This window comes from Glaciimonas sp. GG7 (genome assembly GCF_052976905.1).
Genome location: NZ_JBRIIQ010000041.1, coordinates 18,243 through 35,099 on the forward strand (window position 1 = coordinate 18,243; position 16,857 = coordinate 35,099).

The 16,857-nt window shown below is 51.8% G+C and carries 14 protein-coding genes; 12 read left to right on the plus strand and 2 right to left on the minus strand.

Annotated elements, in window-relative coordinates; genetic code table 11:
* Nucleotides 1-70: 70 nt before the first annotated feature.
* The 12 genes from gshA to ACVBEF_RS11510 all read left to right on the plus strand — a co-directional run bounded on the left by gshA (nt 71) and on the right by ACVBEF_RS11510 (nt 15,046).
* Nucleotides 71-1,366 carry a glutamate--cysteine ligase gene (gshA, locus tag ACVBEF_RS11455; protein WP_447124071.1) on the plus strand — a complete coding sequence of 432 codons (1,296 nt, stop codon included), beginning with the start codon at nt 71-73 and terminating at the stop codon, nt 1,364-1,366.
* A 21-nt stretch (nt 1,367-1,387) separates the two neighbouring features.
* On the plus strand, nt 1,388-2,350 hold the full coding sequence (gene gshB, locus ACVBEF_RS11460) for a glutathione synthase (protein WP_447124072.1): 963 nt from the start codon (nt 1,388-1,390) through the stop codon (nt 2,348-2,350).
* Nucleotides 2,351-2,605: 255 nt separating this feature from the next.
* On the plus strand, nt 2,606-3,010 hold the full coding sequence (locus tag ACVBEF_RS11465) for a PTS sugar transporter subunit IIA (RefSeq protein ID WP_447124073.1): 405 nt from the start codon (nt 2,606-2,608) through the stop codon (nt 3,008-3,010).
* A gap of 174 nt (nt 3,011-3,184) precedes the next feature.
* A complete protein-coding gene (locus ACVBEF_RS11470) occupies nt 3,185-3,454 on the plus strand; it encodes an HPr family phosphocarrier protein (RefSeq protein WP_447124074.1) in 270 nt (89 codons plus the stop codon).
* Nucleotides 3,455-3,669: 215 nt separating this feature from the next.
* Nucleotides 3,670-5,427, plus strand: a complete 1,758-nt coding sequence (gene ptsP, locus ACVBEF_RS11475; protein ID WP_447124075.1) for a phosphoenolpyruvate--protein phosphotransferase — start codon at nt 3,670-3,672, stop codon at nt 5,425-5,427.
* 227 nt (nt 5,428-5,654) lie between these two features.
* The gene (metX, locus tag ACVBEF_RS11480; RefSeq protein WP_447124076.1) at nt 5,655-6,821 is read left to right on the plus strand and encodes a homoserine O-succinyltransferase MetX; all 1,167 of its coding nucleotides are present in this window, start codon (nt 5,655-5,657) and stop codon (nt 6,819-6,821) included.
* Nucleotides 6,818-7,420, plus strand: a complete 603-nt coding sequence (gene metW, locus ACVBEF_RS11485; protein ID WP_447124077.1) for a methionine biosynthesis protein MetW — start codon at nt 6,818-6,820, stop codon at nt 7,418-7,420. The genes metX and metW overlap by 4 nt, the downstream gene beginning before the upstream one ends.
* A 71-nt stretch (nt 7,421-7,491) precedes the next feature.
* Nucleotides 7,492-8,739 carry an AmpG family muropeptide MFS transporter gene (locus tag ACVBEF_RS11490; RefSeq protein ID WP_447124078.1) on the plus strand — a complete coding sequence of 416 codons (1,248 nt, stop codon included), beginning with the start codon at nt 7,492-7,494 and terminating at the stop codon, nt 8,737-8,739.
* Between the two features lie 258 nt (nt 8,740-8,997).
* Nucleotides 8,998-10,920 carry a PrkA family serine protein kinase gene (locus ACVBEF_RS11495; RefSeq protein WP_447124079.1) on the plus strand — a complete coding sequence of 641 codons (1,923 nt, stop codon included), beginning with the start codon at nt 8,998-9,000 and terminating at the stop codon, nt 10,918-10,920.
* 78 nt (nt 10,921-10,998) lie between these two features.
* Nucleotides 10,999-12,267: a YeaH/YhbH family protein gene (locus ACVBEF_RS11500; RefSeq protein ID WP_447124080.1), complete on the plus strand. Its 1,269-nt coding sequence runs from the start codon at nt 10,999-11,001 to the stop codon at nt 12,265-12,267.
* Nucleotides 12,264-13,814 carry a SpoVR family protein gene (locus tag ACVBEF_RS11505; protein WP_447124081.1) on the plus strand — a complete coding sequence of 517 codons (1,551 nt, stop codon included), beginning with the start codon at nt 12,264-12,266 and terminating at the stop codon, nt 13,812-13,814. The genes ACVBEF_RS11500 and ACVBEF_RS11505 overlap by 4 nt, the downstream gene beginning before the upstream one ends.
* Before the next feature lie 353 nt (nt 13,815-14,167).
* Nucleotides 14,168-15,046 carry a hypothetical protein gene (locus ACVBEF_RS11510; protein WP_447124082.1) on the plus strand — a complete coding sequence of 293 codons (879 nt, stop codon included), beginning with the start codon at nt 14,168-14,170 and terminating at the stop codon, nt 15,044-15,046.
* A 63-nt stretch (nt 15,047-15,109) separates the two neighbouring features.
* On the opposite strand, the gene guaD is transcribed toward ACVBEF_RS11510, so the two are convergent.
* A complete protein-coding gene (gene guaD, locus ACVBEF_RS11515) occupies nt 15,110-16,441 on the minus strand; it encodes a guanine deaminase (RefSeq protein ID WP_447124083.1) in 1,332 nt (443 codons plus the stop codon).
* A gap of 59 nt (nt 16,442-16,500) precedes the next feature.
* Nucleotides 16,501-16,857: XdhC family protein (locus ACVBEF_RS11520; protein WP_447124084.1), on the minus strand; the 357-nt coding region annotated here is incomplete at its 5' end.

The window sequence follows — 16,857 nt, forward strand, 5'->3', positions numbered from 1 at the left end:
GCAATTGCCGTTAAAATCGAGGTCACTCAGGAACACCAAAAACCGCTTAAACAAGAAAGCCCACATTTCTATGGTTCCGCATCTCGTCACTGCCCTGAACGGCCCCCTCCTTGATCTCGAAAAGAAAATTCTCACCGCCACACCGGCGATTGAACGTTGGTTTCGGATGGAGTGGCAAGAACACACGCCACCGTTCTACTGCTCGGTCGATTTGCGCAACTCCGGCTTCAAGCTAGCCCCCGTAGACACCAACTTGTTCCCAGGCGGATTTAATAACTTGTCGCCGGAAATGTTGCCGCTCACAGTGCAGGCAGCAATGGCGGCGATCGAAAAATATTGTCCGGACGCTAAAAATCTTCTGCTCATACCCGAGCTGCATACCCGCAACGCCTCGTATTGGCAGAATGTCGCGCGCCTGATGCAGATATTCCGGCAAACTGGTTTAAATGTCCGCTTAGGTTCGCTCGATGAGGTGACTGAGCCGACCACCATTGAGTTGCCCGATGGGACCACCCTGACGCTGGAGCCTCTGGAGCGCTCGCCTAACGGTCGTCGTCTGGGCCTGAAAAATTTCGATCCCTGTACGATTTTGCTCAATAACGATATGGCCTCGGGCATTCCGTCGATACTCGAGAACCTCAACGAGCAAACCTTACTGCCGCCGCTGCATGCAGGGTGGACGGTACGGCGCAAAAGCAACCATTTCTCGGCCTACGATGACGTGGTGAAAAAATTCGCGAAACTGGTCGATGTCGATCCCTGGATGCTCAATCCGTTCTTTGCTAAATGCGATCAAATCAATTTTCAGGAACATGTCGGTGAAGATGCACTGGCCTCAAGCGTGAGTTCTTTGCTGTCCAAGATTCGCAAGAAATACAAGGAATACGGGATCAAGGAAAAACCTTTCGTGATCGTCAAAGCTGACGCCGGTACTGAGGGCATGGGTATTACCAGCGTCACCGAGGCCGGTCAGATCAAGGAACTGAACCTCAAACAGCGCGCCAAAATGTCGATCGGTAAAGAAGGTCTGGCGATCCACGATGTGATCATTCAAGAAGGCGTACATACGTTTGAGCGCATCAACGAGGCGGTCGCCGAGCCGGTGGTCTACATGATCGATCGTTACGTGGTCGGCGGTTTTTACCGCGTCCATGCCGAGCGCGGCATCAATGAGAATCTGAACGCCCCGGGTGCGCATTACGTGCCGCTGGCGTTTGCCCAGCAACACGCGCTGCCTGATTTGCTGGCAAAACCCGGCACGACAGCGCCTAACCGCTTCTATATGTACGGTGTCGTAGCGCGTCTGGCGTTGCTGGCGGCGTCGCTGGAAATGGAAAAAACCGATCCGAATCCGGAAATCTATTAATCCTGCTCCTAAGATAACAATATGAAAATCGCCTTCCTAGCCGACCCGCTCGACAGTTTTAAAATTGTTAAAGACACCACCTACGCAATGATGGTGGAGGCCGTCAAACGCGGTCACACCATCTACGCCTTCGAGCAGCAAGATATGGCGCTCGACAGCGGCATCGTCACCGCCAACGTCGCTCGCGTGACCTTGACCGGCGCAGAAGGCAAGGACGCTGTTTGGTACACCGCCGCCCCTGCCAGCCAGATGTTTCTATCCGAATTCGATGCGATCCTGCTGCGCAAAGATCCGCCGTTCGATATGGAATACATCTACACCACGTATTTATTAGAGCTGGCCGAAAAACAAGGTGCGCGCGTCTTTAACAAACCGCAGGCGATTCGCGATCACAACGAAAAACTAGCGATTGCGCAATTTCCGCAATTTATCTCGCCGACGCTCGTGACCCGTGACGCACAACGTCTGCGCGCCTTCCATGAAGAGCATCAGGACGTCATCCTCAAGCCATTGGACGGCATGGGCGGCGCAGGCATTTTTCGCGTGAAGTCGGACGGCATGAATCTTGGTTCGATTATCGAAACGCTGACCAACAATGGTAGCCAAACCATCATGATCCAGCGCTTTATCCCTGAGATCGTGGCCGGCGACAAGCGCGTCTTGGTGATCGGCGGCGAAGTCGTGCCGTTCACTCTGGCACGCATCCCCCAAGGCTCGGAAGTGCGCGGCAATCTGGCCGCAGGCGGCTTGGGTGTGGCACTGCCGCTCACCGACCGGGAACGTGAAATCGGCGAAACGCTGGGACCGATACTCATCAAACGCGGCCTGTTGCTGGTTGGCTTAGATGTGATTGGCAATTACTTAACGGAAGTCAACGTCACCAGCCCGACTTGCTTTCAGGAAATCAAGCAACAAACCGGGTTCGATGTGGCGGAAATGTTTATTAATGCGTTAGAAGCCGCTGTACTAAGCACCCCGGAATAAGTTGCCGAGAATAAAGCCTGCAACACGCAGGCTTTATTTTTTACGGCCTTCTCAATAAAAAATATCAAAAGCGCATAAAATTGTGAATGAAATATGCCAATCGGCACATTCGCAGGAATTACGCAAAATCGTCCCAGCAAGGCAGACTGACGAAGACAGTACGAAAGTACGGCTAGGAAGGATAACGCCGCTAGGGCGGTTTTGCGTAAGTCCTCATTCCCTTTTGTCCGCATTGCGGGTCTGGTATTTATCATTATGGTTGGCATTCTTCTTTTAACCCACTCGCCGCTCGGTCAGGCGTTTTTGACAGCCGTCTCCCATGTCTTCCGACAGACGCCAGAACGATTCGAGGCGATCGATGTGGTCGCCGATCAAAATCCTGCCGAAGTCCAGTTATTGGCCAAACAGGCCGTGGCACGGCTCGACGACGGCTCCGGTGTGTTGGTCATTACCGATGTCATGGGCGGTACGCCCTCTAACTGCACCCTGCCCTTATGCAGCGGCACCCAGACCCAGGTAATCGCAGGGATCAGTCTGCCGATGTTGCTGCGTGCCCTGACTTACCGCAATGACACGCTCGACGTCGTTGCCGAAATGGCGCTCGCCGGTGGACAAGGCGGTGCGGTCCGGGTCGACAATCGGGTACGGGTCGGGCGCTAATCTTTTTAGCCCGGATAAATAAATACGTTATCTATCCCCAAGCGCCGTTGTCTGACTTAGTATTAACTCCCACATTATTCGTCATTTTTGCGTCGCTTTCGTCACTGAAAGCGACGCTGATTTTGGGATAATGCGTATCAATCAAATAATCAAATTCAATCGCCGAAGAAACCCATGATTCAAAAAGAAATTGAGATCATCAACAAATTGGGGCTGCATGCACGCGCATCGGCTAAATTTACCCAACTGGCCAGCAAATTCAAGTGTGAAGTCTGGATTACCCGCAATAACCGCCGCGTCAACGCCAAGTCGATCATGGGCGTGATGATGCTGGCAGCCGGCAAAGGCAGCAGCGTCTTGCTCGAAGCCGAAGGAATCGATGAAAAAGAATGCTTCGAAGCCCTTAACCAGTTGATCCTGGATAAGTTTGGCGAAGGCGAATAATGTAGGGTGCGTTGATATAAAGCGTATGAAGCCCCCTTAAACCCGTTCGGACTGAGTAGGCACAAAGTGCCGTATCGAAGATGCACGCATGCAACTACTTCGATACGCCCTGAAGGGCTACTCAGTACGAACGGGGTTTCCAACATTTAATGTCAACACACCCTAATCGCACGAAAAGTAAGATCCCAAACCAACAGACACCACGGACCCAACAGATGGCATCTTTTTCTTTACATGGCATTCCGGTTTCACGCGGTATCGCGATTGGTCGAGCGCATTTACTGGCCCCGACTGCGATGGACGTAAAGCATTATCTGGTATCAGAAACGCAAGTTGAAGCGGAAGTACAGCGACTGGAAAACGCCGTCACGACCGTGCGTAAAGAGCTGCAAACGATCCGTACCGATTTATCGAAAGACTCGCCAGCCGAATTGGGCGCTTTTATCGATGTCCATCTGCTGATTCTGGCCGACCCGATGCTCGCAGCCGTCCCGTTGGAGATTATTCGGCAACGTCAGTACAACGCCGAATGGGCGCTGGTGACGCAAATCGATGAAGTATCGGCCCAGTTCGATGAAATCGAGGACCCCTATTTGCGGGCGCGCAAAACCGATATTGTGCAAGTTGGCGAACGCATCCTCAAAATATTGACCGGCACGGCCACCACCATCCCTGAAGTCGATGACGATAGTGATGGCAACGCATCACCCAATATCATCGTGGTCGCCCACGATATTTCTCCGGCGGACATGCTGCAGTTCCGCAATCGCGCCTTCGCCGGATTTATCACCGATCAGGGTGGCCAAAACTCGCACACAGCGATTGTTGCCCGTAGTCTGGACATCCCGGCCGTGGTCGGCATGGATCACGCCTCAGTGCTGATCAAACAAGACGACTGGATCATCATCGATGGTCAGGCAGGCGTCGTCATCGTGGCCCCTTCACCGTTGGTATTGCAGCAATTCCGCGAGCAGCAAGCGCTGCACCTCAAAGCCCGTAAAAAGCTGGGCAAACTCAAAAAAACCCGCGCAGTCACGCTCGATGGCGTAGAGATCACTTTGCTGGCGAATATCGAACTACCCGATGATTGCGCCCCCGCTCTGGGTGCGGGTGCCAATGGCGTAGGCTTGTTTCGCTCTGAGTTTTTATTCATGGGCCGCATCGGTGAGAACTTGCAGTTGCCATCCGAGGACGAACAATTCACCTCCTATAAGAAAGCCGTAGTGGCCATGAAGGGCCGCCCGGTCACCATCCGCACGCTTGACGTCGGTGCCGACAAACCGCTCGATATGAGCGAGCAAACCGCGCTCAATCCCGCGCTAGGGCTGCGCGCCATCCGCTATTGTCTGGCCGAGCCGCTACTTTTCCTGACCCAATTGCGGGCAATTTTGCGCGCATCTGCCTTCGGAACGGTCAAGTTACTCATCCCCATGCTCGCGCATGCCTTTGAAATTGACCAAACCCTGGCGCTGATCACCCAAGCCAAGCAACAATTGCGCGACGAAAAGATCAAGTTTGACGAAGACCTCAAAATCGGCGCAATGATCGAAATCCCGGCGGCTGCCCTGGCGCTGCCGATGTTTATCAAGCGCATGGATTTCCTCTCCATCGGCACCAACGACCTGATTCAATACACGCTAGCCATTGATCGCGTAGACCACGAAGTCTCGCACCTCTATAATCCGCTGCATCCTGCCGTACTGTTTTTGTTGTCGAGCGTCATTGCAATGGGTCGCAAAGCCGCTATTCCGGTCTCTGTCTGCGGCGAAATGGCGGGCGATATTAAATACACGCGGCTATTACTGGGAATGGGATTGCTGGAGTTTTCAATGGACCCGACCCACTTGCTGGCCGTCAAACAGGAGATTTTGAATAGCGATCTCGAGATATTAAGCGTTCAAACCAGGAAAATTTTGCGCTCTACCGAACCAAGTGCGATTGCGGCGGCCATCCAACAGATGCGTGGGATGTAGAAAAACTGCGCTACGCCTTTTATTAAGACTGTTTAATTAAGACTGTTTAAGAAACCGTTCGCACTGAGTAGCGCAGCGTATCGAAGGCGCATAAGCATTTACGCTGACTTCGATACGCCCGATGGGCTACTCAGCCCGAACGGATATGTGATGAACTAATACCGTGCCTTCGGGCTTTTTATTGCCGGGCCAGCAATCACCATCATCAACGTGCGAATACCCACAATATGTCCTCATTAACCGTCTCACCGCAATCCATGCATTTTGCGACGCCGCTCAAGCTGCAAAGCGGCGCATCTCTGACAAATTACACGCTGGTGTACGAAACCTACGGCACGCTTAACGCCGACAAATCCAATGCCGTGCTGGTTTGCCACGCTCTGAACGCCTCGCATCATGTTGCCGGCAGGTACGCCGATGACGAAAAAAACGTCGGCTGGTGGGACAACATGGTCGGCCCCGGCAAGTCGCTCGATACCGATAAATTTTTCGTCATGGGCGTCAACAATCTCGGTTCTTGCTTTGGCTCCACCGGGCCGATGCATATCGACGCCAGCACAGGCAAGCCCTACGGCGCGAACTTTCCGGTCGTCACCGTCGAAGACTGGGTACAAGCCCAGGCACGGCTTGCGGACGCGCTAGGCATTGCCCAATTTGCCGCCGTCATGGGCGGGTCGCTAGGCGGCATGCAGGCACTGGCGTGGAGCTTGCTGTATCCAACCCGCTTGCGCCATTGCGTCGTCATCGCCTCCACACCCAAACTATCGGCCCAAAATATCGCCTTCAATGACGTTGCCCGGCAAGCCATTCTGACCGATCCGGATTTTCATGGCGGCGATTATTACGCGCACGGCGTGGTGCCGAAAAACGGTTTGCGGGTGGCGCGCATGGTGGGCCACATTACTTATTTGTCGGACGATGATATGGCCGAGAAATTCGGTCGTGATTTACGCTCCGGCAGCTATCAATTCGGCTTCGGCGTCGATTTTGAAATCGAATCCTATTTGCGCTATCAGGGCGACAAATTCTCCGAATACTTTGACGCCAATACCTATTTGCTCATCACCAAGGCGCTCGATTACTTTGATCCGGCAGCGCAATGCGGCGGCGATCTGACGCTGGCGCTGGAAAAAACCCAGGCCGAGTTTTTGGTCGTCTCCTTTATGACCGATTGGCGCTTTTCACCGGAACGCAGTCGCGAACTGGTACAGGCATTGGTCAATAACAAACGACGCGTAAGCTACGCCGAAATCGATGCCCCGCACGGTCACGACGCTTTCTTGCTCGAAGATGCGCGCTACCAAAATGTGGTGCGCGAGTATTACAACCGGGTCTGGAATGGATTGCAGACCAGCAAACTGCTCACGATTGTTGGTACAGAGGAATTAGTATGAATTTTGACCAACTCAGCGGCTTACGCCCGGATCTGGCCTTCATTGCGCACTGGGTGCCGCAACAATCGCAAGTCCTCGATCTGGGCTGCGGCGACGGTGTGATGCTCGATTACTTGCAAACCGACAAGCAATGCTCCGGCTACGGCGTTGAAATCGATGACAGCAAGATCCCGCCCTGCGTCGCGCGCGGCGTATCGGTGATTCAGCAAGATCTGGAAACCGGACTGGCGCTGTTTGCCGACAACGCCTTCGACACCGTGCTGTGTTTGCAGGCGCTGCAAATGATGAAAAACGTCGAAGGCGTATTGCGCGACATTGCCCGGGTCGGGCGTGAGGCGATTGTGTCGTTTCCTAACTTTGCGTATTGGCCACATCGGATGGCGCTCATGCGCGGACGCATGCCGGTCTCCAAATTATTGCCCTACGAATGGTATGACACGCCCAACTTGCGTTGCGCGACGATTAAAGATTTTGAAGAGTTAGCCAACGAAGTCGGACTCGAAGTACTGGAATGCGTGGCCTTGCATGACGGGCATCCGGTGTCGTTTCTGCCGAATTGGCGCGGTAGTCTGGCGGTCTTTCGGTTCCGTAAAAAATAGCACGCGTTTTTCACTCGTCACGTATTTGAGCCGAATCCTTTCGGCTTATTTTTTAATTTATATACGCCTTCATGACTGCAACCTCAAAACCCTGGCATCACTACCTCAATGGACGCATGCTGATCTGCGTTTTTCTCGGTTTCAGCTCCGGTTTACCGCTGTTTATTCTGCTGAGCCTGTTGCAAGCATGGCTGGCTAAATCTGGCTTAAATGTCAAAGCGCTAGGGCTTTTTGCACTGGTCATGTTTCCCTACACCTGGAAGTTTCTCTGGTCGCCATTAATGGACCGTTTTCACTTTGGCCGCATGGGCCGTCGGCGTGGCTGGATGGCGTTGACGCAAGTATTGCTGTTTATCGGCATCGGCGGCATGGGCATGCTGGACCCTATCACGCAACTATCAGCCATTGCCGCCACGGCCTCGGTGGTCGCATTTTTATCGGCCAGTCAGGACATCGTCATTGACGCCTATCGCCGCGAAATCCTGCCCGATAGTGAACAAGGCCTCGGTAGCGCCATCCACGTCAACGCCTACAAAGTCGCCGGTATGGTACCGGGCGCACTGTCGTTGATATTGGCCGACATCATGCCGTGGCATCTGGTGTTCTGGATCACGGCAGGGTTCATGCTGCCCGGTTTAATCTGTACTTTGGTCATTAAAGAGCCCAAGGTCTATGGCGATCCGCCAAAAAACATTCGTGACGCCGTGCTGTTGCCATTTAAGGAATTTCTTGGTCGAAATGGGTGGCAAAGTGCGCTATGGGTACTTGCCTTTATTTTTCTCTACAAACTTGGCGACAGCATGGCCACGGCGCTTGCGACCAAGTTTTATATCGATCTCGGCTTTACCATGACGCAGATCGGCGTGATCTCAAAAACCACCAGTTTGTGGTGCAGCCTGATCGGCGGCATTGTCGGCGGTATTTGGATGGTCAAGATTGGCATCAACCGTGCACTGTGGATTTTTGGCGTGGTGCAGGCCGTCACGATTCTGGGCTTTGCATGGCTCGCCAATGTCGGCGCCGATCCGCTCGTACTGGCACTGGTCATCGGTGCCGAAGCATTCGGCGTCGGCGTCGGGACCGCCGCTTTTGTGGCCTACATCGCACGCACAACCGATCCACGCTATACCGCCACACAGTTCGCGCTGTTCACCAGTCTGGCCGCTGTTCCGCGCACATTTATCAATTCTTCAGTGGGTTACATCGTTGCCGAAACCGGTTGGTTTACATTTTTTATTGTCTGCTTTGCGCTGGCTTTGCCGGGGATGTTGTTGTTACCAAAAGTCGCGCCGTGGAATGAGAAAAAGGTTGGCGAATAAGAATATTCTGTCGCTGTAATGTCTCATTACAAGAATTGTCTGTTGTGCTTGAGAAAAAGATATAAAATCAAAAGCATGGAACGCACTTCTGCACATCCTGTGACGTAATGTTGCGGCGTCAACAGCAGTCAATGGTCTTGTTGGTACTTCGTTATAGTCCTTCATCACCACTGGCAGAGTTTCTACCTAAGTTAGGTAAGTTCAGTTTGCTCAGTTTGTTCAGTTTATTTACGCAACAATTGTTGATGCGGGGGTGATATGGATATCTACAGCAGCTTTGCGAGTCGGTTCGACAAAACCAGAGAAGAAGAATTTTCTCTCGAAGAGTATCTGACACTTTGTAAGAACGATCCCACTGTGTTCGCCACAGCGGGCGAACGCATGCTCATGGCGATTGGTGAACCTGAAAAAATCGATACCCGTCAGGATCAATTGTTGTCCCGCATTTTCGCCAACAAAGTCATCAAAGTGTATCCGGCCTTTAAAGAATTTTACGGCGCCGAAGAAGTCATTGAGCAAGTCGTGGCCTACTTCCGGCACGCCGCTCAAGGCCTCGAAGAAAAAAAACAAATCCTCTATTTGCTAGGCCCCGTCGGCGGCGGAAAATCGTCCATCGCCGAACGCCTGAAACAATTGATGGAGCGCGTCCCCTTCTATTCCATTAAAGGCTCACCGGTCAACGAATCGCCACTCGGCCTGTTTGATTACGACGAAGATGGCGCGATTCTGGAAGAGCAATACGGCATTCCACGACGCTATCTGAAATCGATTCTCAGTCCGTGGGCCGTCAAACGTCTGCACGAATTTAACGGCGACATCCGTAAATTTCGCGTCGTCAAACGCTACCCCAACATGCTGCGCCAAATTGCGATTTCTAAAACCGAACCCGGCGACGAAAACAATCAGGACATTTCCACACTGGTCGGCAAAGTTGACATCCGCAAGCTCGAACAATATTCGCAAGACGACGCCGATGCGTACAGCTACTCGGGCGGTTTGTGTTTGTCGAATCAAGGCTTGCTTGAATTCGTCGAAATGTTTAAAGCGCCGATCAAGGTATTGCATCCGCTATTAACGGCAACCCAGGAAGGTAATTTCAAAGGCACCGAAGGCTTTGGCGCGATCCCGTTTGACGGCATTATTCTGGCCCACTCCAACGAATCAGAATGGAAAGCATTCCGCAACAATAAGAATAATGAAGCCTTACTCGATCGTATTTATATCGTCAAAGTCCCGTACTGCCTGCGCGTCTCCGAAGAGATCAAAATCTACGAAAAACTAATACGCACCTCATCGTTGGAAAAAGCAGTCTGCGCACCCGGCACCTTAAAAATGATGGCGCAATTCTCCATCCTCACGCGTCTGGCCGAACCTGAAAACTCCAACATTTTTTCTAAAATGCAGGTCTACGATGGCGACAATCTCAAGGACAGCGATCCGAAAGCCAAGTCGTTCCAGGAGTATCGCGATTACGCCGGGGTCGATGAAGGCATGACCGGGGTATCGACCCGCTTTGCGTTCAAAATATTATCCAAGGTCTTCAACTTTGACTCGTCGGAAATTGCCGCCAATCCGGTGCATCTGATGTATGTGTTGGAGCAACAAATCGAGCGCGAACAATTTCCGCAAGAACTCGAGCAAAAATACCTCTCCTACGTCAAAGACACCTTGGCCTCGCGCTACGCTGAGTTCATCGGCAAAGAGATTCAGACCGCATATTTGGAGTCGTATTCTGAGTACGGACAAAACGTCTTTGACCGGTATGTCACGTACGCCGACTTCTGGATACAAGATCAGGAATTCCGCGATCACGATACCGGCGAAAGCTTTGACCGCGCAGCCCTAAATGGCGAGTTGGAGAAAATCGAAAAACCTGCAGGCATTAGTAATCCCAAAGATTTCCGTAACGAGATCGTCAATTTTGTGTTGCGCGCCCGCGTCTCCAACGGTGGCAAAAATCCGCTCTGGACTAGTTACGAAAAACTGCGCGTCGTGATCGAGAAAAAAATGTTCTCGAATACCGAAGACCTGCTGCCGGTGATTTCGTTTAATGCCAAAGGGTCAGCTGACGAGATGCGTAAGCATGAAGATTTTGTCAACCGCATGGTCACCAAAGGGTATACGCCCAAACAGGTTCGGCTGCTCTGCGAATGGTATTTACGGGTCCGCAAGTCGTCGTAGCCGGGTCCTCGTAACGACATGCTTGGTGTAAGCGAGCGGCGTCCGGTATGGTCCGGATGCCGATCAGGAGGCTGAACTATGTTGCATCAAATCATAGACCGCAGGCTAGCTGGAAAAAACAAAGGCATTGCCAACCGTGAACGTTTCTTGCGCCGATATCGCGACGATATCCGGCGCTCCGTCACCGAAGCCGTGCGTGATCGCGGCATCACCGAAATCGAAAACTCAAAAAGCATCACTATCCCGCGCCGCGATATTTCCGAGCCGGTGTTCCGACACGGCCCCGGCGGCTCGCGTGAGATGGTTCATCCCGGCAATCAAGACTATCTGCAAGGCGACCGCATCGCCCGGCCCGATGGCGGCGCAGGCGGCAGCGGCGGCAGTTCTGCCAGCGACAGTGGCGATGGTCAGGATGATTTTGTCTTCGAATTATCGCGTGAAGAATTCATGCAATATTTCTTCGAAGATTTAGAGTTGCCGCGTCTGATTAAAACCAATTTAATGTCAGAGCCGACCTGGAAAAACATGCGCGCCGGTTACTCCACCGACGGCTCGCCCAACAACATCGATATCGTCCGATCCCTGAAAAGTTCGCTCGGCCGCCGCATCGCGCTAGGCTCGCCATTGGTCGCCAAATTACGCGAACTTGAAGCATTGATGGAGATACTCAAAGCCGACGTTGACGATCGTGGCGAAGAAATCCGCCGCCTCGATGAAGACATTCATCACCTCAAAGGCCGCATCTGGCGCATTCCGTTTATCGATCCGTTTGATCTGCGTTACGTCAATCGCGTACGGCAACCGCAGCCATCGAGTCAGGCCGTGATGTTTTGCGTCATGGATGTGTCGGGATCGATGGATGAGAATCGCAAAGATTTAGCCAAGCGGTTTTTTATTCTGCTGTATTTATTTCTGACACGTAATTACGAACACATCGAAGTCGTCTTTATTCGTCATCACACCCGCGCCGATGAGGTCGACGAAAACACCTTTTTTCACTCCCAAGAAAGTGGCGGCACGGTGGTCTCCAGCGCACTCGAATTGATGGCGAAAATTATCGATGATCGCTATCCTCCCGGCGACTGGAATATCTACGGCGCGCAAGCCTCGGACGGGGACAACTGGAATGACGATTCGCCCAAATGCCGAAAAATTCTAGAGCAAAAAATCTTGCCTAAGTCACGTTATTTTGCCTACATTCAAGTCGTGCCGGAAGAACAAAATCTATGGACCGAATATGCCCAGATCGTCCCTGCATATCGCCAGTTCGTGCAAAAGAAAGTCCACAACGCGAGCGAGATTTATCCGGTATTTCGTGAGTTATTTGAGAAACAGGTGAGCGTATGAATGCCCGCGCAGATATGACGACTGAAAAAAAACGCCATACGCCACTGCCTTGCCCATCCGACTGGACCTTCGAGTTAATCGAACGCTACAACGTCGAAATCGCCCGCGTGGCGGCGAGTTACAAACTCGATATTTATCCGATCCAATTGGAAATTATTACCGCTGAACAAATGATGGACGCCTACGCCTCATCGGGCATGCCGGTGAATTATCGGCATTGGTCGTTTGGCAAACATTTTCTCTCCACCGAGCGCGGATACAAGCGTGGGCAGATGGGACTGGCTTACGAAATTGTGATCAATTCAAATCCCTGCATCGCGTATTTGATGGAAGAAAATACGATGACCATGCAGGCGCTGGTGGTCGCGCATGCGGCCTACGGACATAACTCATTCTTCAAGGGCAACTATTTATTTAAGCTGTGGACCGACGCCAACGCGATTATCGATTACCTCGTCTATGCCCGCACCTACATTGCAGAATGTGAAGAGCGGTTTGGTTTTGATCGGGTCGAGGAACTGCTCGACTCTTGCCACGCGTTAATGCATTACGGCGTTGATCGGTATAAACGCCCGCAACATTTATCGCTGGAAAAAGAGCAGGCGCAGCGGCGTGAACGTCAGGAATATATGCAGTCGCAAGTCAACGCGCTGTGGCGTACATTGCCGGTAAAAAAAGAGGAGGCGACGACACAAAATGAAAGCCGTTTTCCTTCCGAGCCGCAAGAAAATTTATTGTATTTTGTAGAAAAAAACTCGCCCCTGCTAGAGCCTTGGGAGGGCGAAATCATCCGCATCGTGCGCAAGGTTGCGCAGTACTTTTATCCGCAACGCCAGACGCAGGTCATGAATGAAGGCTGGGCCACGTTTTGGCATTACACGCTACTCAACACGCTCTACGATCAAGGCCATTTGACCGACGGTTTCATGATGGAATTTTTGCATTCGCATAGCAACGTCGTGTATCAGCCGCCGGTGACCAAATCGTATTACAACGGGATTAATCCGTATGCGCTCGGCTTTGCGATGATGAGCGACATCCGCCGTATCTGCGAACATCCGACCGACGAAGACCACGCCTGGTTTCCAGAAATAGCCGGTACACCCTGGCTGGAGACGCTGCATTACGCCATGCGCAATTTTAAAGATGAGAGTTTTGTGGCCCAATATTTGTCGCCGAAACTGATCCGCGATATGCATTTATTCTCGGTGCTGGACGATGAAAATCGCCCCGAGCTGGAAGTCACCGCCATCCATAACGAAGCCGGTTATCAGTACGTGCGCGAAGCCTTATCGCGCCAATACGACATCAATCATCGCGAGCCGAATATTCAGGTCTGGTCAGTCAATACACGCGGCGACCGCAGCCTGACCTTGCGCCATTTCCGCAGCGACGGCAGGCCGCTGGGCGACAACACCGATGAGGTATTGCGGCACATGGCGCGACTGTGGCAGTTCGATGTGCATCTGGAAAGTGTGGATGACAGCGGCAATGTTTTGCGGCGCTATCAGTGCGTTAGTGATAATCGGTATTCGTTGCGGTCTTGAAATAATGTCATATATCAACGGTGTATGTGTTACTACCTCGAAGTCAAACTAAATTCCATAACCGGCAGCTTCGTGCCACTCGACCTGGCTGGGTCCAAACAAACGCGTGTTTCTGGTCGAGAGTGTGGCCACCATTCTCTTCCCATGCATCAGAAACAACGCGCTCGCGTTGATTAGATTTCTCTCACAGAAATACTTTCCACCTCAATCTATGACATTCCCCAACACAGCCGGGTGATATCTGATATCCGAAAAAAGCATTTGGGATCTATCATTCCTGACATTTTTAATGCCTCTTGCCTCAAATATACAAGATCAAATAATCGGTTACTCAACTAGTAGAAAAAAATACCATGTACGCAATTACTGTTGCCGCTCCTACAAATTACACCTCCCCTCTTGATATATCTGCCCCCATTTATAACCCCGATGCCTGGGATCACTTTACTAACTTGCGAGATGGACTTAAATGGGTGGAGAATTCTGATCCACGTATAGAAAATCAGGATCCCCAAAAAGTTGTAATGAATGTGGTGATAACAGATAAAGGAACGCATCAACAAACTCTGAAGGCCTCCAGTCATACAAAAAAAATGACGTGGGAACTTAGCTCGGTACAAAATATTGTAGAGCCGAAATCCTTTTTGCGAGATCAGGTACCGCACTACACTGGCCGCGTCATCACCAGACGAAAGGCGAAGGCAATCATTGAGCAGACCGACATCACTCGCTTAGGTTTTGATAACAAGGCAATTAACAGCATATACACTAGCAAAAATGACCCGCAGTCGAATGCCCGGACTCAAATGAATCAGCTTAACCAGATAAAACTTAACGAGATCAATGCAAGGTATAAAGCAAGTAATGCAGAGGTAATGACAAAGAAGGCGTTATCAGACTTCGTGACTGAAAGTTGGTTGAAAATTCCTGCACACAAACGAAATTCTGTTGAGGAAATTATTGCCGAAATAGATCAAGACCTTTGGCACGACGAAGTCCAATATCAAGAGCGGAAAAAATATTCTGCTAAGTGTGCGTTCTTGAAAAATCCTCCCTTGAGCAAATACCAGCCGACAAAAACATTCTTAACGAACGAGATCCGGGAGGGATTCACTCTTAGGCATGCAAAAAAATTACTTCACCAGATTGTGACTGAGATTCACGAAAATTTGCCAAAGACTACGGAAACAAACACTGCCTGGTATCGTCAAAACATCACCACCACGCAATAAAATAGTCGAACAATGCGAAAGCGTGCGGGATTTCATGAGAGTGGAATTCCGTTTAATTCGCCGTCAAACCTTCTTCCCCGCTGCATAAGTGGCCGTAATACTACGATCATCCCCCAATATCGCCAGCACAAATAACTGCTCTTCCAGCGAGTTCGTGTTCGCGCTGCGGCGTGCCAGCAACGGCGTCGCCTTCGGATCAATCACAATAAAATCAGCCTCTGCGCCAGCGACAAAATTACCGATCGTATTTTCCAGTTGCAAGCTGCGCGCATTGCCCAGCGTAGCCATATAAAACATCCGCAAAGCCGGTAAAAAAGTCCCCCCCATGCGTGCGACTTTATAGGCCTCATTCATGGTTTGCAGCATCGAAAAACTGGTCCCGGCACCAACGTCGGTGGCTAATGACAACGGCACTTGCAGTGCGTCGGCGCGTTCAAAATCGAATAAGCCGCTGCCGAGAAACAAGTTTGAGGTCGGGCAGACGGCGATAGCCGATTGGGTTTCTGCCATGCGGCGGCGATCATCATCATCGATAAAGATGGAATGTCCGTACATCGACCGTGGGCGTAACATGCCGAACTTTTCGTACACATCCAGATAGCTGCGGGCAGCGGGGAAAAGTGACTTTACCCAGTCCACTTCGTCCTTGTTTTCGGCCAGATGCGTCTGTAAATACACGTCCGGATATTCACGTGCCAATTCACCGGCCAACTGCATTTGGGCATCCGTCGAGGTGGGCGCGAAGCGTGGCGTAATCGCATACAACTGGCGGCCGCGTTTGTGCCATTTTTTGATCAGCATTTCGGTCTCGCGTGTGCCGCTTTCGGCTGTATCGCGCAGAAATTCCGGACAGTTGCGATCCATCAAAACCTTGCCGGTGATCATGCGCAGATTGCGGGCTTCGCTTTCGGTAAATAAAGCATCGACCGAATTCGCATGCACGGTGGAATACACCATCGCGGTCGTCGTCCCGCAACGCACTAACTCATCGAGAAAAAAGCTGGCAACGTCGCTGGCGTAGGCAGGCTCGCTCAAACGGCGTTCGGTCGGGAAAACATAATTTTCCAGCCACGGCAGCAAACCCGGCGCGGGTGAGGCCATCATGTCGGTCTGCGGATAATGGACGTGGGTATCGATAAAGCCGGGCATGATGATCTTGCCGCGATAGTCAACGATGACCTGGCCCTCTGGCAGCGTTGCCTTCAAATGTTGGTAATCTCCGGCAGCAACGACGTGGCCGTTTTTGATCAGGAGCAGGCCGTCTTCATACCATGCATAAGCGTTGGCATGTTGCGTGGGGTCGGCGGTGAAGTGCAATACGCTGGCGCGGTAAGCCTGCAGCTCTGCGTGCTTGCCATCATTCTGAGATGGCGTTGGGTTGTTGCTTGATGACATGAAATACGTCCTTTGTTTTACCGCGGCTATGTGTTTTGGCTTGTTTTTTTGTTGCGTATTTATGCGGAATAATCGGCACTGATTTTCTTTTCGGGCACTGGCACAGTGCGTCCGATGTGCTCCCAGACTTGCAGCAATTGCGCGACAACCGCGACGGCGATCACGGCCGGTTCTTTGCCGACTATGCCGGTAATACCGATCGGACAAACCATCTCCGTCAAGCGCTCGTCAGTAATCCCGCGCTCACGCAAACGGTGCTCAAACTGCATGCGTTTTGTTTTCGATCCGATCAGGCCAAACCAGCCGACATCGTCACGTTGCAAGATCAATTCCGACAAGCGTTGATCAAGCGCGTGGTTGTGCGTCATCACCAAAATGCAACGCTTCACGCACTGCCGGACGGCCGACGCCGTAGA